Annotated in this window: 19 protein-coding genes and 1 pseudogene; 8 read left to right on the top strand and 12 right to left on the bottom strand. The window is 39.7% G+C overall.

Annotation, left to right across the window (positions count from 1 at the left end):
- Window positions 1–472 precede the first annotated feature (472 nt).
- Window positions 473–1,882: an ISLre2 family transposase gene (locus tag CZ382_RS19360; RefSeq protein WP_088052793.1), complete on the bottom strand. Its 1,410-nt coding sequence runs from the start codon at window positions 1,880–1,882 to the stop codon at window positions 473–475.
- A gap of 106 nt (window positions 1,883–1,988) precedes the next feature.
- Here CZ382_RS19360 and CZ382_RS19365 point away from each other — a divergent pair.
- Together CZ382_RS19365 and CZ382_RS19370 are read left to right on the top strand one after the other, a co-directional pair.
- Window positions 1,989–2,336 (top strand): annotated as a pseudogene (locus CZ382_RS19365) (permease); the annotation flags it as partial.
- A 109-nt stretch (window positions 2,337–2,445) separates the two neighbouring features.
- On the top strand, window positions 2,446–3,615 hold the full coding sequence (locus CZ382_RS19370) for a pyridoxal phosphate-dependent aminotransferase (RefSeq protein ID WP_088053552.1): 1,170 nt from the start codon (window positions 2,446–2,448) through the stop codon (window positions 3,613–3,615).
- Window positions 3,616–3,895: 280 nt separating this feature from the next.
- On the opposite strand, the gene CZ382_RS19375 is transcribed toward CZ382_RS19370, so the two are convergent.
- From CZ382_RS19375 to CZ382_RS19385, 3 genes are all read right to left on the bottom strand, one after another.
- Complete coding sequence (locus CZ382_RS19375) at window positions 3,896–4,285, bottom strand: hypothetical protein (protein ID WP_088052794.1); 390 nt, start codon at window positions 4,283–4,285, stop codon at window positions 3,896–3,898.
- A gap of 151 nt (window positions 4,286–4,436) precedes the next feature.
- A complete protein-coding gene (locus CZ382_RS19380) occupies window positions 4,437–5,816 on the bottom strand; it encodes a sensor histidine kinase (protein ID WP_088052795.1) in 1,380 nt (459 codons plus the stop codon).
- Window positions 5,813–6,490 carry a response regulator transcription factor gene (locus CZ382_RS19385; RefSeq protein ID WP_088052796.1) on the bottom strand — a complete coding sequence of 226 codons (678 nt, stop codon included), beginning with the start codon at window positions 6,488–6,490 and terminating at the stop codon, window positions 5,813–5,815. Before CZ382_RS19385 ends, CZ382_RS19380 begins: the two co-directional genes overlap by 4 nt.
- A 244-nt stretch (window positions 6,491–6,734) precedes the next feature.
- Here CZ382_RS19385 and CZ382_RS19390 point away from each other — a divergent pair, with 244 nt between their 5' ends.
- Window positions 6,735–7,769, top strand: coding sequence for an ABC transporter permease (locus CZ382_RS19390; RefSeq protein ID WP_088052797.1), 1,035 nt, complete (start codon window positions 6,735–6,737; stop codon window positions 7,767–7,769).
- A 1-nt stretch (window position 7,770) separates the two neighbouring features.
- The gene (locus tag CZ382_RS19395; RefSeq protein ID WP_088052798.1) at window positions 7,771–8,445 is read left to right on the top strand and encodes an ABC transporter ATP-binding protein; all 675 of its coding nucleotides are present in this window, start codon (window positions 7,771–7,773) and stop codon (window positions 8,443–8,445) included.
- A 214-nt stretch (window positions 8,446–8,659) separates the two neighbouring features.
- On the opposite strand, the gene CZ382_RS19400 is transcribed toward CZ382_RS19395, so the two are convergent.
- From CZ382_RS19400 to CZ382_RS19410, 3 genes are all read right to left on the bottom strand, one after another.
- On the bottom strand, window positions 8,660–10,111 hold the full coding sequence (locus tag CZ382_RS19400; protein WP_088052799.1) for a carbon starvation CstA family protein: 1,452 nt from the start codon (window positions 10,109–10,111) through the stop codon (window positions 8,660–8,662).
- Between the two features lie 144 nt (window positions 10,112–10,255).
- Window positions 10,256–10,981, bottom strand: coding sequence for a LytR/AlgR family response regulator transcription factor (locus tag CZ382_RS19405; protein ID WP_088052800.1), 726 nt, complete (start codon window positions 10,979–10,981; stop codon window positions 10,256–10,258).
- A gap of 4 nt (window positions 10,982–10,985) precedes the next feature.
- Window positions 10,986–12,716 carry a sensor histidine kinase gene (locus CZ382_RS19410; RefSeq protein WP_088052801.1) on the bottom strand — a complete coding sequence of 577 codons (1,731 nt, stop codon included), beginning with the start codon at window positions 12,714–12,716 and terminating at the stop codon, window positions 10,986–10,988.
- Window positions 12,717–12,860: 144 nt separating this feature from the next.
- Between CZ382_RS19410 and CZ382_RS24425 the strand changes: the two genes are divergently transcribed.
- A complete protein-coding gene (locus CZ382_RS24425; RefSeq protein ID WP_088052802.1) occupies window positions 12,861–13,067 on the top strand; it encodes a hypothetical protein in 207 nt (68 codons plus the stop codon).
- 121 nt (window positions 13,068–13,188) lie between these two features.
- Complete coding sequence (locus CZ382_RS19420; RefSeq protein ID WP_235000478.1) at window positions 13,189–14,859, top strand: IS200/IS605 family accessory protein TnpB-related protein; 1,671 nt, start codon at window positions 13,189–13,191, stop codon at window positions 14,857–14,859.
- A gap of 170 nt (window positions 14,860–15,029) precedes the next feature.
- Here CZ382_RS19420 and CZ382_RS19425 read toward each other — a convergent pair whose 3' ends face one another.
- The 3 genes from CZ382_RS19425 to CZ382_RS19435 form a co-directional block, all read right to left on the bottom strand.
- Window positions 15,030–15,758 carry an MmgE/PrpD family protein gene (locus CZ382_RS19425; protein ID WP_088052803.1) on the bottom strand — a complete coding sequence of 243 codons (729 nt, stop codon included), beginning with the start codon at window positions 15,756–15,758 and terminating at the stop codon, window positions 15,030–15,032.
- A 430-nt stretch (window positions 15,759–16,188) separates the two neighbouring features.
- Window positions 16,189–16,647 carry a CoxG family protein gene (locus CZ382_RS19430; protein ID WP_327365870.1) on the bottom strand — a complete coding sequence of 153 codons (459 nt, stop codon included), beginning with the start codon at window positions 16,645–16,647 and terminating at the stop codon, window positions 16,189–16,191.
- A gap of 265 nt (window positions 16,648–16,912) precedes the next feature.
- Window positions 16,913–17,650 (bottom strand): YqjF family protein, encoded by a 738-nt coding sequence (locus CZ382_RS19435; RefSeq protein ID WP_088052805.1) that lies wholly within the window; start codon window positions 17,648–17,650, stop codon window positions 16,913–16,915.
- Window positions 17,651–17,872: 222 nt separating this feature from the next.
- On the opposite strand from CZ382_RS19435, the gene CZ382_RS19440 reads away from it, so the two are divergent.
- Together CZ382_RS19440 and ilvD are read left to right on the top strand one after the other, a co-directional pair.
- Window positions 17,873–18,835: a bile acid:sodium symporter family protein gene (locus CZ382_RS19440; protein WP_088052806.1), complete on the top strand. Its 963-nt coding sequence runs from the start codon at window positions 17,873–17,875 to the stop codon at window positions 18,833–18,835.
- 39 nt (window positions 18,836–18,874) lie between these two features.
- Window positions 18,875–20,557, top strand: a complete 1,683-nt coding sequence (ilvD, locus tag CZ382_RS19445) for a dihydroxy-acid dehydratase (protein ID WP_088052807.1) — start codon at window positions 18,875–18,877, stop codon at window positions 20,555–20,557.
- A gap of 432 nt (window positions 20,558–20,989) precedes the next feature.
- On the opposite strand, the gene CZ382_RS19450 is transcribed toward ilvD, so the two are convergent.
- Both CZ382_RS19450 and CZ382_RS19455 read right to left on the bottom strand, forming a co-directional pair.
- On the bottom strand, window positions 20,990–22,216 hold the full coding sequence (locus CZ382_RS19450; RefSeq protein ID WP_088049366.1) for an IS4 family transposase: 1,227 nt from the start codon (window positions 22,214–22,216) through the stop codon (window positions 20,990–20,992).
- A gap of 226 nt (window positions 22,217–22,442) precedes the next feature.
- Entirely contained in the window at window positions 22,443–23,537 is a 1,095-nt protein-coding gene (locus CZ382_RS19455) for a branched-chain amino acid aminotransferase (protein ID WP_088052808.1), read from the bottom strand.
- Window positions 23,538–23,551 lie beyond the last annotated feature (14 nt).

Raw genomic sequence — 23,551 nt, forward strand, 5'->3', positions numbered from 1 at the left:
TTTCGTTTAACTTAAAAATAGAAGAGCAGGATGATTATTGATTTGTAAATCGTAATAATTACGAATAATGTTGCATATTCTATTATACGAGGTTATCAGTCAGCATAATAAGAGAAATAGCATCTCTAAAAAAGTTCTAGTATTTCATAAAGAAGAATAGGATGGATTGGGTACAATACGCAAAGTCGAACTAATTATTTCAGTAGAATTAGTAGATTGGCGTCAAAGGAGGAGTATTAAAATGCTTAGTAAAAACCACTTATTGATTGATATTACAGGGTTATTTATTTTTTGTCTAGTTATTTCAATTACCACGTATGTGTCAAGTTTTTCTCGACGTTGCTTTCATACCAATATTCCGGGCATCATCATTTTGTACACTTTGTTCGGCTACCGCGCTGTCGCTTGCTGGCCCTGATGTTGTGGTAACGTTCTACAACCCAAGAACGTAACCCCAACATCAGGGTATTATTTATTTAAAGCTTTTAACTAAATGACCCATGGCTGTAGAATGAGCCGTATATAAGCCTATAGCGCCCTGTTTAACCCCCACTGATGGACGGGTTGGATTACGTAAAATCTCCGACATTCTTACAATCCTTTTCACTTCTCGTTGCTTTCTAGCACTTCTGTGTTGATGTTTTACATACACGTTCCGCAATGTTTGGTTTAGGATCCCTTGTTTCACTTTAACCATGGCTTCTCCGCCTTCTGAACTCCAATGCATGCCTCTCTTTTTCATGCGGAAAGAAATGTGCCTTTGATTGGATTCCATCGCTCCCAGGCTTCTTGCGCCCTTCGGTGGATTTTCTACTACTTCTCGCCAGTCGAAAATTCGCTCCCAGTTGTTTGTAATATACGTGCGAAATGCTTTTACCTTTTCTATTCTTTTTGCATCGTCTAACGTGCTCTCATACGTATCTAGCCATAACATAAAATCATCCAGGTTATGATCTTTCAGTGCCTTTTTGATGCCATCCTTATACTCGCTCTGGCCGCCACCTAAAGCGCGATTTAACGCCTGTGAAACATGGTAATGATCTAGTTGATTCAAAACAGGTAAATTGGATTGGGAAAAGGCTTCTTGAAACTTCTCGGCTGTATATCCCAAACCTCCATCGCTATTTGTGACAACCTGTGTATCCTCAAGTGAATAGCAGTGAGCTGTAAGAGCTTGCACTTCCTTCCAAAAATCTGGCGTTGATTGTGTTGTCATAATTACTTTTGGTTCCCGTAAAGCTACTCGTTTCCCATTCCTCTCCCAACCTTCATGGACAACGGCATGACGCACTTCTAGGCTTTTTTTCTTCTCTTTACCACGCACAAAGACACCGTCTGCCTCCGCATAAAGATACTCCACCTTTTTCCCCTCTGGTAAGGAAGCCGCCTCATCCAATTCCGTCACCATTTCCTCATCTGCCTGTGCTTGTGCTTTTCCAACGCGCCTTACAATGTTTCCAACCGTTGTATGACTAAGATTAACTGCCGTCCATTCCTTTAATACACGTGCCGTTTCACGATAGGTACTTTCACTAGCCAACTCTGCCACTTTTACTTCCACCAATGGGCTATGTCGTTGGCTCTTTCTTAGCCCCAACCATTCATCGAAAGGGTAATGCGAATCTCCATTTTCATCAGCCATAAGCGTGTGACGAAAACGTACAGCCCCAAAGGTAAACTGGACGGTTTTCCAATCTTCTCGCTTCACTATCCAACCCATGGCCTGTTTATTTTCGTTTATGACCTGATTTAATCGTGTAAATACTTCCCCCAATACTGAAGCAAATACTTCATACATGAACAACCGAATGCTTTCCTCTAATTCAATTAAATTACCGGTATTCTTTATTAGTTCATTGATATTTGATATAATATTCCCCATGGAAAGGCCTCTCTCTGAAATGTATTTGCCTGGTCAAAGCATACATTTTATGATAGAGTGCCTTTTCTTTTTTTGCTAGAATATAGCTCAAATACCCTCGAGAAATATTTTACACATAGCAATTACCACATTCGGTGAGTCTATAAAATGGATGGTAAACTTGCCTGAATCTGTTTATCAGATGAATATGCTATTTTTGAGTATCTTAATAGAAGCTTTACCGTTTGTCTTAATAGGTGTATTAATTGCGGGAATTATACAAGTGTTTGTAACAGATGAACATATCAGAAGGTGGATTCCCAAAAATAGATTTATGGCGGTAACGATGAGTTGTGTTGTCGGTGCGTGCTTTCCAGCCTGTGAATGCGGGATTGTCCCAATTGTTAGAAGACTAGTAGCAAAAGGAGTGCCGATTTATGCCGGTATTGGGTTCTTGCTTACAGGCCCATTTCTTGTAGAATATGTGAAAACAGAAAGGTAGTGTACTACAAAATTCCCTTTACAAACAGTTATATCATCGCTATCATAAATACCAATTACTTACCGGGGGAGTGATGGATACGATGCAGAGATTTGAACAGTCGGAGATGCTGAAGCGGCTGCCGGATCAGTTTTTTGCGAAGCTTGTAAAAAAGGCCCAACAGTTAAAAGATCAAGGGCATGACATTATTAATCTAGGGCAAGGAAATCCAGATTTGCCGACACCGGAGTATGTAGTACATGCATTGCAAGAAGCAGCCAAAGATCCTGTCAATCATCAATATTCCCCATTTCAGGGGTTCGATTATCTGAAGGAAGCGGTTGCAACGTTTTATAAAAAGGAATATGAAGTCGATGTTGATCCGAAGCAGGAGGTTGCGATTTTATTTGGGGCAAAGTCTGGACTGGTGAGCCTTAGTCAATGCTTGTTAAATCCTGGTGATATTACATTGCTTCCAAATCCCGGTTATCCGGATTATCTGTCAGGGGTTGCAATGGCAAACGCGAGCCCTGAGTTTATGCCGTTAACCAGGGAAAATGACTTTTTACCTGATTATAAAAAAATATCAGCAGATACACTGGGTCGGGCGAAACTTATGTTCTTGAATTATCCAAACAACCCCACTGCGGCTACGGCAACAAAAGACTTTTTTGACGAAACGGTTGACCTTGCTAAGCAGCATAATTTTTGTGTTGTCCATGATTTTGCTTATGGTGCGCTTGGGTTTGACCAGAAGCCGCATAGTTTCTTGCAGTCTGCTGGAGCAAAAGATATTGGTATTGAGATTTATACGCTATCCAAAACATACAATATGGCAGGTTGGCGTGTTGCTTTTGCTGTCGGGAATCGTTCTGTAATCGATTCTATTAATCTGATTCAGGATCATTTGTATGTCAGTCTGTTTGGTGCCGTGCAAAAGGCAGCAGCGGTAGCATTGACTGCTGATCAGGCCTCGGTGAAGCACTTGCGGAATACATATGCCCAGAGACGGAATCGGTTTATTTCCGGATTGAACCGGATCGGCTGGAAGGTGGATCTACCAAAGGGTACGTTTTTCGCTTGGCTGCCAGTTCCAAATGGCTATACCTCCGAAGAATTTGCTGATCTACTGTTGGAACAAGCGCATGTCGTTGTTGCCCCCGGAAATGGCTTCGGATCACAAGGGGAAGGCTATGTACGTGTTGGCTTGCTGGATTCAGTGGAACGGCTGGATGAAGCGGTTGTGCGGATCGGTGAATTAGAGGTATTTTAGAAATATGCTAGAAACCTGTTTGCAAGTGAGTAAGGTTTAGGGAAATGCGCAAGGTAATTGCCAAGCTTACTGCAAATAAAGTTAGTATGGTATACATCATACATGATGGCAATAGGATTTTGATATCGAACAGCCATTTCATAAGCGGTTTATATAGCAGCTAAAACAAATCCCTTTTGTAGTGGGTAGACATGTTTGGTTTATAACCAATTGTCTATACAAAAGGGCTAATTATCAAATTTGTGTTTCTACCCATGCAGCAAAGTGTGTAGCAGGGATCTTATTTTTCTTCCCTATAAAATAATGTGATAAAGAAAAATAGAATAAAGCTTAAAAGTAATGCAACACCTCCACCTATATAAAAGGTCAGTGTTAATCCTTCCCGCAGATTAAATGGTTTAACCATGTATAACCACATACCTGCTGTTAAGCCGACAGAGCCTATTATTGCGGTCCAAACATGTATCCTGGTTAAAATCGTTTGGGATGATTGGAAAACCTTATAGAAAACTGCCCATCCAAAAAGAGTTAACCAGCCAACGACCAGGATATGTGCATGAACGGGACGAAATGCATATGAACCAGAACCCGCCATATGGGCGCCTAAAATTGCTCCTATCACTCCAAAAATACCTGCAAATTGTAGTAGTATTTTACTATTTTTGTCCATGCTGATAATCCCCCATTGTTTGTTATTGAATACTCTTCTATAATGTACTTCCTAAATATGAACAGAAGATGAATAAAAGATTACAAAAAAAGTCATGCAATACCAATGGATTAATTTCCACTGTGTTGCATAACACAAATAAAAGATAATATTAATTTACAGGCAATTCAACAACGAAAGTAGTTCCTTCTTTTTCTCTACTTTTTACATTAATCTGACCACCATGCAGTTTAACAATAGTGGCAACAATTGATAGGCCCAGTCCTGTTCCCTCAACTGAACGTGTACGCGCGATATCCACCCGATAAAAGCGATCAAATATTCTTTCCATATCTTTCTTATTCAATCCTATGCCTGTATCTTTAAAAGTTACGAATATCGATTTTCCTCTTTCTTCAATCGATATTTCAATACTACCATTAGGTTTATTGTATTTAATAGCATTTGTTAACAGGTTATCCCAAACCGTATTAAGTAAAGACGGGTCACCGGTGATTTCTACATCGGGTAATAAATATTCAAGCATCATACCTCTTTCCCCAATGAGCCACTGATTGTTTCGTACCAGTTCTTTAATTTGCTTTCCTACATTAAATTGCCTTTTATCCATAATATCCTCATTACTGTCTAAAGAAGCAAGAAGTAATAATTGTTTGGTTAATATAGACAGTCTTCTAATTTCACCATTAATGATAGAAATGTAATGCCCTCTTTCTTCTGGACTTATTGATTCATTTTCCAATAGGTTTGTATACCCTTTTATATTGGATAAAGGTGATTGTATATCATGAGAAATGTTTGAAATGAATTCTTTCCTCATGTCATCCATTTGTTCCAACTTTCTGGCCATCCGCAAAAAACTGTGGGAAAGTTCTCCCAGCTCATCGTGGCGAGTAACATCAAGTTCAACATTAAAGTCACCACTGGAAAGTGATTTTGTAGCTTTTGTTAGTTCTGAAATTGGCCTTACTAAATATTTTGTACTAAAAATTACCATAACGATACTCAAAACAATCGTCAATGCAAGCAGCCACCCAAATAAAATATGCATCTCGTTAAATAGAAGTTTTATGTCTGGTCTAAGGAAGAGAGCATACTTTTTCCCATTATGTGTTAACGGTACACCAATCGTATTCTTTAATTCATTTGCAAAAAATCCTGTTACAAATGTTTCCCTTGGAAAATGAAGAATGCCATGATATATATCGCCATTTAGTACATAATCTATTGTTGAATTAGACAAGGTCTTATCACGGAACGGTGAGCCAAAAAATGATCCCCTTCCAGAATTCTCTGCCAAGTATATTTGATATCCAATTGAAGAAATGTTCTTCAGATAATCTTCTAAATTGATATCAGGATGCTCGTCAGCAAATGTAACGATTTCTAGTGCTATTTTTGTGTTTTTTTGGTCATTATAGGCTTTTAATTTTTGTTGATAATATGTATTGGAAATTAAAAAAGCAATAATACCGCTTAAAATCATAATTCCAATCGTAATTACAACAAATTTAACATAAAGGGATCTCATTTGTGTGCCTCCAATAAATAACCGACCCCACGCACTGTTTTAATTTGAAAATCATCCGTTAATTTGGAGAATCGTTCCCTTAATCTTTTAATGTGGACATCTACTGTTCGTTCATCCCCTTCATAATCCAATCCCCATATATGTTCAATTATGTGGTCTCGGGAAAGCACTTGCATCGGATTTGACGTTAGAAAATACAGCAATTCGAATTCCTTTAAGGGCAGAAGGATTGTTCGATCCCCAATCTGAACTTCATAGTTGTTTTTATTTATGGTCGTATTCCCTAAGTGAATAACAGATTCATCTGATTGTTTATCATACCTTCGTAATAAAGCTTCGATTCGAAATTTTAATTCCCTTGGTTCGAATGGCTTGACCAGATAATCGTCCGTCCCAGATCGAAAACCTTCCTCTTTGTCTTCAATTTGATTTTTTGCTGTTAACAGGATGACTGGAATATCGTATTTTTTTCGTATCTCTCTTGTTAATGCATAGCCATCTATGAAAGGCATCATCACATCCACAACGGCTAAATCACATGCCTCTCTTTTAAGAATCCCTAAGGCTTCGGTACCATCTTTTGCTTGAAATACGTTATAACCCACTTCGGATAAGTGGATATGGACTAGCTGTAAAATATTGATGTCGTCATCTACAATCAGAATATTTGTCATTTTGCATTCTCCTGTTTTATGAAAAAATTTCTTTTCAGTTTAAATTAAAAATACATCGAATAACAACTAATTTCAAACCAGTCAACAAGACCATTATATCTGATCCGAAAAAATTCGCCCCAGATTTTTTCCGAAGGGCTTATACATTGTTAAGTGTGAATTTAAAAATGTAATGACCTGTTCATCCTCTGTTCACACAGGAATTATAGACTGGGGATGTAAAGCAGAGATTGGAGGAATAATAATGAACCTTGCATGGAAAGAAATGAAGAAAAATAAAATAAGGTTTTTAATTTTAGGTTCAATTGTTTTTTTGATTAGCCTATTAACGTTTATTATATCCGGTTTGGCAAATGGGTTATCACAAGATAATGCTGCATTAATCAAAGATTTACCAGACGGACAATTTTACATGAATCAAGATGCAGATGAAACCTATAATCTGTCGAGAATAGATGGCAATACCAAGGGAAAGTTGTTAAATGAATGGAATGATGCCGCAGCACTGTCCATTCAAATGGGCTTTCTGAATGAAAAGAATGGCAAGCAGCAAAGTGTTGCATTTGTTACCTCAACCGATTCAAAGTTGTTTAAGGATGTAAAAGCGGGAGAGATCATATTAGATCGTTCTATGAAGAGTAAAGGGTTAAAAGTTGGCGATATTTTAACAAATAATCAATATAGTGGAGAGTTTATTGTAAAAGGTTTTGTTGACCAAAAGAAATTCAGCCATGCCCCTGTCGCCTTTATTAATATGGAGGACTACAAAGAAATTTATGGAGCAGATAAAATGCAATTGATTTTTGTGCCCGGGAAAGATAAGGCACAAGAAGTTGCTGGACTACAGTCATTTTCCAAGAAGGAATTTCTCAATACGATTCCAAGTTACAGTGCAGAGCAAATGTCTCTCAATATGATTGTTTGGTTTTTAGTCGTCATTAGTGGAATGCTTTTCGCCATCTTCTTCTATATGATGAACGTCCAAAAAATTGGATTGTACGGCATATTAAAAGCAATCGGATTGAAAACGAGTGCCTTATTCAAAATGATGTGGACACAAATGCTATTTATTACCATTTTAGCACTTGGTTTATCTGTTGCACTCAGTCAAGGGTTTAATATGATTGCACCCAAAGAAATGCCATTCAGTTTGACCCTTGAAACAACAACGCAATTGTCGATGATTTTTTTATTTATTGGATTTATAGGAGCGACTCTTTCAGGAATACAAATCAAAAAAATTGAACCATTACAAGCGATTCAACAAGGAGAGGTTTAACATGGAATTTTTTACAATTGAAGAAGTGAAAAAGTCATTCTCTAATGGTGAAGTGAGGGAGGAAGTACTAAAAGGAATCAATCTTTCGCTTCAAAAAGGTGAGATAACCGCATTAGTGGGTGCTTCAGGGTCCGGAAAAAGTACACTGTTGACAATAGCGGCGGGGCTTCAACCCGCATCAGATGGTCAGGTTATATTTGAAGGAAAAAACCTAAATGTCATGAATCAAGAACAAGTTCGGAAAATACGGGCAAGTAAATTTGGCTTTGTCTTCCAGTTTGCACATCTCGTTCCTTTTCTTACGGTAGAAGAGCAACTCATGTTAATGCTGAATGTTTCAGAATCCAAATTAACGAAACATGATAAAAAAATGGAAATTGATAAAATTTTGGAATCGGTAGAAATGGAACATCGGAGAAATGCCTATCCGCCTTCATTGTCTGGCGGGGAAAAACAAAGAGTTGCAATCGCTCGCGCCATTATCCATAAACCTGCAATTCTTTTTGCAGATGAACCAACAGCAAGTTTGGATTCAAAAAGATCTAAAGATGTTATGTCATTAATTCAAAGCTTAACTAAAACGTTAAACATTACTACCCTAATGGTTACGCATGACGAAGAAATGCTTGCTTATGCTGATCATACCATTAAAATGAGTGATGGTTTAATTTTATAACTTGATAGAGCCTAATCCTTATGCTCTATGAAAAGATTTATACTAACGACTTTTGAGGGATTAATAACAGGAATCAGGTATCGGCGAAGTTCACCAGTAACAGACATGCTTTGCTAATTATTTCCCGGGTAATATTTAGCAGGTCTAAAGAAGGAATAATAAAGCAAGCCACTCCTTTTATACGGGAGTGGCATGCTTTAGTTTATAAAAATTATTAAGCTGTCTTCCCCCAATTGGACACATCTTCTTCAAGTTTAATATTTTTATTCCGTGTGTTATTGGCAGCGTAAAAGAAAATACTGATTAGAACGATGGAAATAATGGCGGCCCCTATATAAGACGTTTTTAAAGATAAGCCAAATCCAATACTGGCATTTAAGATATAAGTTGTTGTAGCCATTAGCATAAAAGCTGCTGGGATCAGTGAGACGAAATAGTTTTTCTTTGCAATATAGAGATACATAGAACCGACAAAAAGGGCGATTACTGCTGTTGACTGGTTAGCCCATGAGAAATAGCGCCACAACAATGTGAAATCTATTTGGGTCAATGCAATTGAAATGATGAACAATGGTACAGCAATGACTAACCGACTGGGAATTTTAGTTTGTGAAAACTGAAAGTAATCAGCAATAATCATTCGAGCACTTCGGAATGATGTATCTCCAGATGTGATTGGTAGGACGATAACCCCTAAAATTGCCAGTGTTCCACCGATTGAGCCTAGCATTAATGTTGATGCTTCACTAACCACTGCTGCTGGGCCACCGTTAGCAAGGATTTCGTTCAAACCATTTGGACCATGGAACAAGCTCATGCCTGCTGCAGCCCAGATCATAGCAATAATACCTTCGGCGATCATCATGCCGTAAAAAATCTTCCGACCGTGTTTCTCACTTTGTGTTGTACGAGAAATGATCGGTGTTTGTGTAGCATGAAATCCGGACAATGCACCACAAGAAATCGTCAAGAATAATAATGGAAATATTGGGGCATTATCTGGATGCATATTTGTCAGCGTCAGTTCGGGAATTGGTGCTCCGGTAATTACCATCCCAGCTGCAACACCAACCGCACTAATAATTAACAATGCACCAAAGATTGGATAAAAACGTCCAATAATTTTATCGATTGGAAGAAGTGTTGCCAAAATGTAGTAAAGGAAAATGGCACCAATTAAATATCCCATTCCAACCCAACCATTCATTAAGTTATGCAATAATTCAGCTGGAGCTGTTACAAATACAGTTCCAGTCAGCAATAATAGCAATATAGTGAAGACGTTTACAACATGCTTCATAAATTTGCCCAAAAATTTCCCGGCAAGTTCAGGAAGGTGTGCACCCCGATTGCGAATCGAGATCATTCCAGTTAAATAATCGTGAACTGCACCTGCAAAAATACAGCCAAGGACAATCCAGATGAAGGCAACCGGACCATAAAGCGCTCCCATAATTGGTCCGAAAATAGGGCCAACTCCAGCGATATTCAATAACTGAATCAATGAATTTTTCGGTGTATTCATTGGTAGATAGTCAACACCATCCCGGCTTGTATAGGCAGGTGTCTTTCTTTCTCCCTTGACCCCGAACATCTTTTCTATAAATTTACCATATGTGAAGTATCCGACTATCAATAAAACAACCCCAAATAAAAATGTGTACATATTCGTTCCCCCTCGTGTAATCCTTGAATGAATTCGTTTACAATAAGTTTAAGGGAAAATGTCACAAAAAGGCCACTTTTGCCATAACATGTGGAATCTTAAGGATAAGGTGTAAAGATTTAAGCTTAACATGTTTAGTTAAAATCATAATTCTAGTCGTTTGCGTAATGTTTTTACATAGTTTCGGCTTACAGATAGTTTTTCATCACTGTCGTCTAGTTCAAGCAGATAGGCGCCATTAAACCAAGGTGTTAACCTGCTGACATAGTTCAGATTAACAAGGTAACTTTTATGTATCCGGAAAAAAGAGTAGGGAGCTAGGCGACTTTCCAGCTCTTTTAATGTTATTTTCACTTGAAATGCATCCTTTTTTGTAACGATTTTCGAAAACTTGTTTTCATGATAAATATAGAGAATTTCTTTTGGAAAAAGGTAATGAATTTCCCCTTCAGATTCAATGGCAAGCTTTCCAAATTTCGTGTCGCCAGATTCTTGAGAGTGAAGAAATTTGTTTTCGATTCGTTGAACGGTTTGTTTCAACTGGTCTTCGTCATATGGTTTTAGTAAATAATCGAGTGCTTCAAGGCGAAATGCCTCTGCTGCAAATTCCGGGTAGGCGGTAGCGAAAATGATGAATGGCACCTTTTTCAGTTTCCTTAATGATTTGGCAGCCTCCATTCCATTGATCTTGGGCATTTCTACATCCAAAAATACAACATCAGGCTGAAGTTGAAGCGCCTTTAAAACTGCATCGGATCCGGAATCTGCTTCGCCTACCACCTGTATGGAAGCAAAATTAGATAGTAAGTGTTTTAACTCGTCCCGAGCGTAACGTTCATCATCTACAATCAGTACTTGGATCTGTTTCATGACTTCACCTTCTCTTGGGTATCTGGAAGGAGACCTTGGTCCCATGCCCATACGAACTGTTAATCTTAATCCCGGCTTTTTCTCCGAATGTCATTACTAGTCGGCGGTTAACATTGTATAATCCTACGCCTGTCCCAGTTTCGGATGTTATTTTTTCTTTGCCTAGTTTAGTAATTCGCTCCGGGGTCATTCCTTTTCCATTGTCTTTTACGGAAATATGTATTGTTTCATTTTCTTCCTGCAGCGAAATGTGGACGACAGCATCCTGTTCCAGATCCTTGATTCCATGTTTAATGGCGTTTTCCACGATTGGCTGTAATGTCAGCGGCGGTAATCTTTGGTTCAGAACATGGCTATCTACATCATATTTTATCTGAAGTCTATCGACAAACCGGGCTTCTTCAATTTCCAAATAGGCCTGTACCTGTTTCAGTTCCTGCTCTAATGACACCATCGTTGTTGTTGTGCTCATAACATTGCTGCGTAAAAAATGGGAAAGTGACACTAACAATTTTCGTGCCTTGTCCGGATTAATTCGGATCAGGGAAATAATAACATTTAATGAATTAAATAAAAAGTGCGGACTGATTTGTGCCTGGAGTGCTTTGATCTCGGCATTTTTGGCTAATTGGTATGCTTGATCAGCCTCCGCAATTTCTAATTGATTACTGAGCAACGAACTTAATCCTGACATGAGCTCAATACTGGCATCTGTCATTTCCTTTTCTGATTTAAAATATAATTTAAGCGTTCCGATTGTTTCCTCACGCTGTTTTAATGGGGCTATAATTGCAGCGCCAAGTGGGCAATCAGCTACGGAACAATGTATGACATCCCCATTTGCAATAAGCAGTTCACCACTTCGGATAGCCTCCTTGGTAATGTCTGTTCGTAATGGACTACCTGCAATGTGATGATCACTGGCCAATCCAACGTGGGCCAAAATAGTTGATTTATTCGTTATCGCGACTGCACCGGGTTGAATTTCACGATATAATATGTCACATACGGCCCGTGCGGATTGATTATTCATCCCTTTTCTTAAATAACCAAGTGTTTGCTCGGCAATACGCAACGTTTTTTGCGCTTGTTGGGCACTTGCCTTTTCTTTTTCGTTCACGACATTTTGAATGATCAGGAGGAAAATCGCCGAACCAATTCCGTTGGCGAGAATCATCGGGATCCCAATAACATCAACAAGTAACAGTGCCTTATCAAATGGTTTTGCTAAAACGAGGATGACTGCCATCTGAAGCGTCTCTGCTAGTGCACCGATCCCAAATGCAACAAGTAGCTTTACATGTTTTCCCTTTTCACGGAATGCCCCTGCAATAAAACCGGAAAGAATTGTTGCAACCCCGCACGCGAATGCAGTAAATCCGCCAAGGTACATGCGATGAATCCCAGCAACAAGGCCGGCTCCAATCCCGACTTTGTAGCCGCCAAGCAGACCAGCAATGACAATACCGATTACCCGGGAATTGGCAATTGCCTCGTCAGAAGCAAGATCAAGTGCAAAACTATTAACACGATGTGTTTCAGTATCAAATGCAACACCGAAATAGGTACCAACGATACCAAATAGGCCAAAGAACAATATTGCGATATACTTCTGGTTTCTGCTAAGCCCGTCGCGGTGTATCATATCCTGGAAAAAGTGAAACCGGGTCAGCAGAAACGCCGCAGTGACAATGATTCCTAATCGTTCAAACATTATAAAGAGCAGTTCCAGCATAAGGTTCGCCTCCTTTTCGTAGGTAGCCTGGTAGATTATCACTATATTAATTTAAAAATGGTGAAAGTTAAAGCGAATCGTATGCTTTGGAGGAGAGCTGTTGTTTTATGCTTAATCTATTGCCTTCATGAATAGGAAAGTAATATGATATATATAATAGAGGAATTTCATTTTCGTTCTTTAAGAGAGATAAAAGTAAAAGGGGATACGGGGATACGTTTCATGATTATTGGATTAACAATTATTTTAATTCTCGTACTATTTTTGCCTTTTACAAAAGTAGTTGAACGGAATTTGGAAGTATTTTTATCTTCCATTGGCGAGAAGACCCCTTCCTCAAGGAATGTATAGGGTGAAACTCAATGAGTAGGTAGGGGATGAATCGCCTCTCCAAGGGAGACTTTTTGAAGTTGACAAGAACTTGTATTCGAGTGATAATAGGCATAGATGGAAGAAAAGGGGCTTTTAAGGGATGAGCACAAAGGCATATTTCTCTAATCGAATCTATAAAAATACACTTTCCAATTCAGTTGTTGGAGCTATTCGCGATTGCTTATCCCGCTTCAACCGTGCAAAACAGTTCGTATTGAATACCTTGGTAAAGGAAAAGCGTTCGGGCCAGAATAGGCGGGAAAAATCGATCCATTTACACGTCAAGGAAAAATATCAATTGAACGATTATTACGCCAACAGTGCTGTTCAAGCTGCCAAGGCCCAATTAAAAAGTCTGGACGAGCTGAAAAAAATCTATATCGAAAATAAGTCAGCACAAATCCGTTCCATCAAACGGAAATTAAAACAGGAACGCTCCAGATTAACCACCTTAAGAAAAATCAAAACATCCTTCATCAAAGACAAACCTAAATTTCCTAAGCATGCAAGAGAACAAAAACAAGGCAATTACTTTGTCGTAAGCTATAAAAAGAAGACAGACATCTATTATCATGCGTATCAATTTGAACATACGTATCTTGATCCAACGATACAACAACGTAAAACAAGAATTGGCTTTCTGACGTCAAGGCTGAACCGGAAAGAAGAGGAATTAAAACAGTTACGTACCTATATTTCAAGTGTTGTATTTGGTTCAAAAAAGCGATTCAAATCGCAACATACGAGGGATTTCTACATAGACAATCATGACGCTTGGCTGGAGGAATGGCAACAATCTCGCTACCATAAAATGATTCTATCTGGACGGAAAGATGCTGCGAATGGTAATTTTGTGTTCAATTATGATATAGAAAATAAACAGATCCATTTCAAAACACCAAGTGGGGTTTTCATTAACATGGAACAAGTTCATTTCCCATATGGCCAGGAAAAAGTGGCATCTGCCATCCAAACCCAACAGAACTGCAAAAATAAGAAAAAGTATGGAAAACCGATTGCCTGGTCCCTTGAAGATAATGGTGATTACTATATAGTCAAATGTATGATTGATGTTGAAACCAATTCACAAACAAACTATTCGAAATTCGATGGGGTCATTGGCGTAGATTGTAATGTCGATCATTTCGCCATTGCCAACATCAATGCAAAAGGCCAGTTGCTTTCATCCTGCACATTACCATTTAAGCTGGAAGGCAAAACGTCAGGGCAAATTACCAAGATCATCGAAGCTGAAGCGATTGGAGTTGTAGCTATTGCCCTGAAAGCGAACAAGCCAATTGCTTTGGAAAGAATCAATACGACCACTTCCAACGTATCGAATCCGTATGGCAATAAAAAGGCAAACCGGAAAATGGCCATGTTTGCTTATAAGAAAATGATCGCCGCCATTAAATCCAGAGCAGAGAAAATAGGGGTGACTGTATATGAGATTAACCCAGCCTACACCAGCCAAATTGGCAAAATGAAATACATGAAACGATTCGGGATATCCATTCACCAGGCGGCAATCTATGTAATTGCCAGAAGAGCAATGGGATTTCGTGAAAAACTTCCACCAGTGTTGCGTGCACTATTACCGGAGAAGATGATAGGTGCGCATCATTGGGCGCAGTGGAGGTACGTTTCCAACCACCTGAAGAAAGTGCATACACATGCCTTCTATCTTGCAGAGCTTTTTGATGTAGACAGGTTTCACAAAACAGGTGAATTCTTTGTTTCGGGTGCTCTTGGCCCGCTAGACGTGGGTTAATTCAGCGTTGCCACAGGACGTGGCGCTCTTAGCTGAACATCCTTTGCTCTGGAACAAAAACGTTTGTCGAAATTAAAAAGCAGAAAAGCCGCTTTCTAGTTGAACGGAAAGCGGTCGTACAGCAGTGTACGTCTGATTATTTCAGAATCCCCCGCTTCAAACGATCTTTGTTAAGCGGTGGGTAGTTCAATCCCTTCAAAAATTTCACGCGGACCTGTGATACCGAAGCTGGCAAGTAAGGTTGCATGAACGGCACCCATTGCGGTATTAGGGAATGCGAGTCCTTTCCAGTTTGAAAGCTCACCAGTTCTGGTAACCCGTAGTGAATTATAGCTAGTTCCTGCGATCGCCACAGCATTAGCGATTTGTGCATTAGTTAGGCCCATCGCCCGTGCTGCTCCAGCTGCTGCACCATATGCACCTTGGACGGTATGGTCAAAACCGTGGTTTCGAACCGGCGCTACGTCTGATAAGCGGCTTTGTACTTGATAGGCGATGGCTAATGCCAAGAGTAAGTCACGTCCACTTGCTTTGGCATATTCACTTGCTGCCAGTACTGCTGCAATATTATCTGAGGGATGACATGTTTCATCCTTTGCTAAATAAGAGTCATTAAAATCCAGGTAACGAACTGCCGCACCGTTATGGAACGTTGCATAGTCGGGGGTCGTTTTTCCACCACCGATTAACGTGACAATTGGTTCGCCACCTATTGTTTTTGTCATTTGATGAATCGCTTCAACTGGTTCGCTAGCCAATGCACCGATTGCACAGCCGATTGAATCAAGTACTCGGGCTTTCAGCGCTTTTACCGCTTGTTCCGAAAGATCTTCATAGCGAACATCATTGGCCCAATTACCAAGCTGTTCGACCATCGTAGACGAAAGCTTTTTCGTCATTTTGAACACCTCCAGATTGTATTGTATAGCTGTATCAGGCCCCTTACGTTAACAATGCAACTATACGGAAGAGGATAAGATCAATTCCTCATCTATCCTCTACATTTTTAATGGCACACCTTTTTGTGATAAAAATTAATTATTTAAACTTGTAAAAGTGATAGTAAATTGTAATACATTGTGATAGGTTTTTCTTTTATCCGTGATTAATAGGGATTGTTCACCGTTGAACTTGCATGCAGGTAAAATTAACGCCGTATTTTTGGGGAAAAATGCGGCATTAATTCTTCGAGGTTAAATTTGAAACTTATGCGGGTGAATGCTAAAGGGAAATAAGGGATGGGGATTTCTGGTGTTTTATTGATTAGGACAGTACAAAAGCACAGTTCGCTGTTTTGATTAGTGATCCGTGCTTTTGTGCTTCTCGTATTCATACAGATACAGCCTGCCGTCTAACCACCTTTTCAGCAATTGCCTCCGTTAATTGCTTTGTAGTTTTAGGAACGAATGATTTCAAAACAGAATTGATAACAGGTCCCATCATGCCTTTTGCGGAGACACCGAGATAACTAGTTATTTTGGTTCTGTTCTGGCCTAACGCTTTTGCTTCAAAGTACCCGCCGCCCTTAACGTTTTCGGTTAAGCCTGTTAAATTAAATGTTACTTTTGTCGGTTCGTGCCATTCTGTGATGTCAATTTGCAGGTGGACTGTTTTTTGAACGATACCGACATCACCTTTAAATTTCCATGTTGATTGTCGTTCGTGTAAAATGTTGTGTTCTACATACCCTGGAACTAATGGAGCCCATTTATTCATATCGCTCACAAATGTCCAGACATGTTCAATTGGAATATCCAATTCAGTATGATGTGTTCCGCTTGGCATCATGTTATCCTCCTTGTCGGATGATTGATTTTATCTTCCAATCATCGTTTTTGTTTGCCTGTTGATTATATGATGCAGGGGATCACTTTAGAACTATATGACAGTGATAGCGGGACTGTGCAGTTTAATTTCTTGAAAAGCCAATGAGTGATTAGTTAATTTCAATTACACCGCTTTAAACAGGGGGCAGTATTATGAAACCGGATGAGTACAGTTGCTTTACCTTGAATACGTAGGATACGAGCAGGAAAGAAAGGGTCACTGCCTCTTATACCTCCTTCCTTACCATCCAAAATAACGCAATTTTGGAAGAAGCATATTGTTTGATAGGCTGTTTTTCCAATACGCTCGCAGGTATGCAAGGTGTTACTAGCTGATGCTCTATAACGGCTTCTGCTTGCTGTATTTCCCATCGTCTATGATGGATCCCTGCTCGGAACAGGGAGCCAAATTTGTACGTCCAAAGATAATAACGCTCCAGTAACCAATCATTCAGGCTGTCTTTTTGCGGGGTAAATGGCTCGCCAACCGGACGATAGCTCACGTTAAAAACAGCAGACTCTTCCCCGATACGGCGACTGTTAAACCGAAAAGTATCCCCGCTTTTCCTCATGTCCATGTTTGCATAAAAATAAGGCAATGTTGCCATTCTTGCTCCGAGGACGGCGTGTACTTTGTTTGCATCCAAACTGAAAAAATATACGCCCTTCATTCCATTACGTTTTACATACGTTCGAACGTTCAATTCCAGGTAGGAACGAAAATAGGGGATTTGCGGCATATTACGCAATCGCATTCTGCTCACCTTAAACGGAATGATGGTAATCCATGCATCTTTATCATAGGTATCCAATTCTAGTTCAGGCGGGATAAGATCTTCCATTACGTTTTTCGGTACTGGCCAGTGCAGGAATAACAAGTCATCCCACTTTTGCATCATGACCCAGGGACCTTTAGGCAGAGGGTCCTCCCTGTGACTAGTACTTTGAACGATTTTGTTGTACATGGTTTACCTCCTAAAAAGCGTGGTAGGATTATTTTCCCAAAAAAGAATAGAATGATACGAGAGCAAAGCCAAATTTTTTATTCAGGTAAAGTCAAGTAACACTAGTAAAGTAAGCGCTGTCGTAATGTATTTTTTTAATGAAATGGGTAATCAAAATATTACTATTCTATTGAAATATTGAGAAATTAAATTATAATAGAGAGAATTAAAGGAGGGAAAAGGTTGAAAACATTAGAGAAAATCAGTAATTTTGCTGGGAGTACATTTGCACTATGGGTCATTTTGTTTGCTGTTTTAAGTTTCTTTTTACCAGGTGGATTTACCTGGATTGAACCGCATATCTCACTGCTTCTCGGGGTTATTATGTTTGGGATGGGATTAACCCTTTCATTAAGCGATTTTAAAGCAGTTTTTCAGGCCCCAAGAAGTGTCTTTATTGCAGTATTGGCACAGTTCATCGTTATGCCGCTGTTGGCTTATGGACTCGCTACCATTTTTCAATTGCCTCCAGAAGTGGCAGTTGGGGTTATATTGGTAGGATGCTGCCCTGGTGGTACCGCCTCTAATGTGATGACTTTTTTGGCAAAGGGAAATACTGCCCTGTCTGTATCGGTAACAGCTATATCTACATTACTGGCACCCATTTTGACCCCGGCACTGACATTGCTTTTGGCAAGTAAATGGCTTCCTGTATCAGCGGGAAGTATGTTCATGTCGATCGTGAAAATTGTGCTGATTCCAATTGTATTAGGAATTGTGATGCGGTTATTATTCCAAAAACAAGTGGAAAAAAGTGTTGCAGCTTTACCACTTGTCTCCGTAGTTGGGATTGTCGCGGTTGCATCTGCGGTTGTTGCCGTTAATACAGAAAATATTGTCAAAGAGGGTTTACTGATTTTCGCCATTGTCGTTTTACATAATGTGTTAGGGCTTGCGCTCGGTTTCCTTTTGGCAAAAGCTTTGAGACTGAATTTTCGCGATCAAAAAGCAGTTTCGATCGAAGTCGGGATGCAAAATTCAGGGCTTGGCTCTACTTTGGCATTGACCCACTTTTCGCCAATTGCAGCAGTTCCGAGTGCGATTTTCAGTGTATGGCACAACATTTCGGGTCCCGTTTTGGCAACATGGTGGGGTAAGAATAGCGATGATACAGAGCGACCGATAAATAGCGATAAAACTGCTTGATTTTTTATATTGAAATAGCTTAGGAAAGGGTGTAACAACATGAAAAAAGATTTACGTATCAATAGCAACGTATTCAGTGAAGGAGCAATGAAAGCACCCAACCGTGCAATGTTGCGTGCTGTTGGAGTTTCAGATGAGGATTTTAAAAAACCAATGATTGGGGTTGCCAGTACTTGGAGTGAGGTAACACCCTGCAATATCCATCTTGATGATTTAGCGATTAATGCAAAAAAAGGCGCAAGAGCAGCAGGTGGTGTCCCACTTGTTTTCAATTCGATTACCGTTTCCGACGGGATTTCGATGGGGACACAAGGGATGCGCTATTCGTTGCCAAGCCGTGATGTTATCGCGGACTCGATTGAAACCGTCGTGGGAGCGGAAAATTTAGATGGGCTCGTTGCTATCGGTGCTTGTGATAAAAATATCCCCGGTTGCATGATTGCCATTGCAAATGCGGAAGTTCCTGCAGTGTTTGTGTACGGTGGTACGATTGCTCCGGGATCTTACAAGGGAAAAGATATTGATATTGTATCGGTTTTTGAAGGAGTGGGAAAACATAATAACGGAGATATTAACGATAATGAACTAAGAGGAATTGAATGTCATGCCTGCCCTGGTGCCGGTGCATGCGGTGGAATGTATACAGCGAATACGATGGCATCCGCTATGGAAGCCATCGGCATGAGTTTGCCGGGAAGTTCGTCCAATCCGGCAGAATCACCCGAAAAGGCAAAGGATTGTATAACAGCGGGTGAGGCTGTTTATCATTTGCTGGAAAAGAGAATTTATCCAAAAGACATCATGACAAAAGAAGCGTTTGAAAATGCGATAACAGTTGTAATGGCACTCGGTGGATCAACAAATGCGATCCTGCATCTGCTCGCTATTGCACATGCGGTAGAAGTAGATTTGAGCATTGACGATTTTAACCGGATGCAGGAAAAAGTGCCACATCTTGCTGATTTAAAGCCTAGCGGTAAATATGTCATGCAGGATCTTCATCGTGTTGGAGGTGTACAGGCTGTCATGAAACTGCTTTATGAAGCAGGCTATCTGCACGGGGACTGTTTAACGGTCACCGGAAAAACGGTTGCTGAGAATTTGGCAGATGCGCCTTCTTTAACAGAAGGACAAGATATCATCATGCCATTTGATAATCCGAAACGTGCAGACGGCCCATTAATTGTTTTAAAAGGCAATCTTTCACCAACCGGGGCTGTTGCCAAAGTATCCGGTGTCAAAGTGAAGCGGCATACTGGCCCTGCCCGGGTATTTGATACAGAAAAGGAAGCAACGGCTGCGGTTATGAATAATGAAATCAATGATGGCGATGTCATTATCATTCGTTATGTTGGTCCAAAAGGCGGCCCGGGCATGCCAGAGATGTTGTCGATCTCCAGCATTATTGTCGGCAAGGGTATGGACGAAAAAGTGGCACTATTAACTGATGGCAGATTCTCTGGAGGTACTCATGGCCTTGTTGTCGGGCATATTTCACCAGAAGCCCAGGATGGCGGCCCAATTGCCTTTGTAAAAGAAGGGGATCTGGTAACGATTGATTCGGAGAAGAAGGAAATCTCCATGGATGTTTCCGATGAGGAGATGAAACGTCGTAAACAAGACTGGGTCGCCCCGCCATTGTACAAAAAAGGTATTCTAGGGAAGTATGCCCATAATGTTTCGTGCTCATCTAAAGGTGCAGTGACGGATTTCCGGAAGTAGGAATGATCAAATGAAATAAAGATAAAAGCTGGTAGTCCAGATGTGTAAAGCAGCACATTTTGGACTAGCAGCTTTTTTGCTTTTGGCAGGGATATTTCGTTTAGGTAGTGTCAAAAGTATTCATTTGACGATCATGACTCTCACCATTTACATGTAAAGTGTCAGGAAAAACGGAATTTATTATACGAACAGGCAATTATAAAAATCCCCAAAGAACCAACGGAAAATTAGATTTTGGCTTAATTAATACAAAAAAGGTCACTAGCGTTGCATAAAAAATAAAAGATCTAGTCAACCATTTTGATTTGTAACTTATTTACATTTATCAATTATAAAGAATATTCAGTCTCACCTTCTTCGTGAATCAGAGAAAAAAAGATAATAGGGCTATAAAGGTAGTCCTTCATCCATTTTTTGGAATTCATTAGTTATTTAAACGAGTGGATCGTACGTTAGATCATCTAAATGTAAAACATCTCCTGATTCATATTGTGCTAAGGTTTCTTCAAATATTCGCTGATGCTGCATCTTTCGGCGTCCGTTGGATGTTCGATCCGGTTTTTTGAAAAGTTCTTTTATGAAGCTCGAAAGACTTTTAGACCAAAAATCACTTACCCAATTGAACATTTCCAGTAATGTACCTTTATATCCTAATTTGTTTTTCATTAACAGATTTAAGCAGAATGTAATCATCGCGATGTAAATCTGGTTGAATACGGCATTTTCGCTTTGTCCGTAAAATTTTATCAAGACCAAATGCTGCTTTATCCATTTGAAAAACAATTCGATTTGCCAACGTGTACGGTAGAGGTCACTAATTTCTTGCGCGCTCACTTTTGCATCATTGCATACAATCGAAATGAGGTTGCCTTTACTATCCAATGTTTCTACCAAATGTAAAGGATGTTTCATATTTCCGATTTTCACCATCGCATCACGAATGATTGCAGAGGATGGATCTACAGGTAGTTCCTCTATCACGTGAACGATCGTATTTGCTTTAATTCTGGTGACAAATCGAATTCCGTTTGCACAATAATACTCAAATTTGCCAAAGTCGAAATAGCCGCGGTCGAATACGTGAAGCGCATCTTTACCCAAAATTAATGGGTCTAACTGTGTGACATCTGCTGGCTTTGCAGGAGTAAGAATCACGTCATTTGGATAAGAAACACCATCACAAAAATTGACGGAAGTATGTAGCTTTATTCCAGCTTTTGTCTCTCGGAAAACGGCCCATTCATATTGGCTAAGGCACATCGAGATCGTTGATGAATCGATTAAATGTATCTTTCCAAGTGCCTTATCTGCTTGCTTGGAACCGAGTTCTTGATGCAATTTTTGAACCAGATGATGCAGGATAACCTGAAAAATTTCAGGCGGTATTTCACCCAGCTTTCGTGAAAGCTGAGATTTACTAATACGCTTTATGCCAACAAGTCTTTGTACCATTTTCTTGCGTTTTACATTATCGCTTATCCGCCCAAGACTCTTTAATTCTTTCAGCTGAGCATAAATGAAAGTTCTGATAAACGTGAGTACACCAAGCTTTTTTACATATTTATCGATTTGGGCATGGTCAATCATTTTTTGTATAACTTTTGTATCCAGTGGATGAATGTATTCCTTAAATACATGTTTTATGGTATTATTGTCCATGTTAGCTCCTTATAGTTAGGGATTTGGACTGGACTACCATACCCTAATTATAAGGCTTTTTTTATGACTTTTAAAGGTTAAATTGCCATTATTGCCAAATTTCACATAAAATATATTTCTTGACTTTTATATTTTATTTTCCTGCAACGCTAGTGAAAAAAGGTAAAGTATTGCGTTAAAAAATGCGTTAAAAAAGAGACACCTGCATAAAGGTGTCTCTCCCATCTTATCTAACCAGCTGCTCCACTTCCTCAACCTCAACAATCCAATCAAATGGATCAGATTCTTTCCCATACTGGATTCCGGTCAATGTATCATACAGTCTTTTAGCAATTTTACCGGTCTTTCCGTGGTTGATGACAAAATCTTCATCGTTCCATGTCAGCTGACCGATTGGCGAAATGACGGCAGCTGTACCTGCACCGAATGCTTCTTCCAATGTGCCATCCTTATTTGCCTTGGCAAGCTCCTCCATGGAAATTTTTCGTTCAACAATAGGAACATTCCAATGTTTTAACAGCTTAATAACTGAATTTCGGGTTACCCCTTCCAGAATACTGCCGTTTAAAGCTGGAGTCACTACTTCACCATTGATTTTAAAGAATACATTCATACTGCCGACTTCCTCAATGTATTTCTTTTCAACACCGTCCAGCCACAATACCTGGGCGAATCCTTGATCGGCAACCATTTCCTGCGCCTTTAGACTGGAAGCATAATTTCCACCTGTCTTTGCTTCACCTGTTCCACCCAAAACTGCCCGGACATACTGGTTTTCTACAGCAATTTTTACCGGATTAATACCTTCTTTGTAATACGCGCCGACCGGTGATAGAATAACAATAAATTGATAATGACTTGATGGTGCAACGCCAAGGTATGGTTCGGTTGAAATAATAAATGGACGAATATATAGTGATGTCCCTTCAGCCCTTGGGATCCAGTCTTTTTCTACCGCAACAAGCTGTTTGATTGCTTGAAGAGCAAATTCTTCATCGATCGGTGGAATACACAAACGGTTATTGGAACGATTTAGCCGCTGCATGTTTTTTTCCGGCCGGAACAATTGCACCTTGCCCTCCGAAGTAAGGTATGCTTTTAATCCTTCAAAAACGGATTGACCATAATGAAAAATCATCGCCGATGGATCCAGGCGAAGCGGTTCATATGGAGTGATCCGCGCATCATGCCAGCCTTTCTCATCGGAATAATCCATAATAAACATATGATCGGTAAAAATTTTGCCAAACTCCAATTGATCGGAATCGGGTTTTTCTTTCCTTGTCGAACAAAGATTCATTTGAATTGACTGTTCTTCCATGGCACTATCTCCTT

This window comes from Virgibacillus dakarensis (genome assembly GCF_900155625.1).
GTDB lineage: Bacteria > Bacillota > Bacilli > Bacillales > Amphibacillaceae > Lentibacillus_C > Lentibacillus_C populi.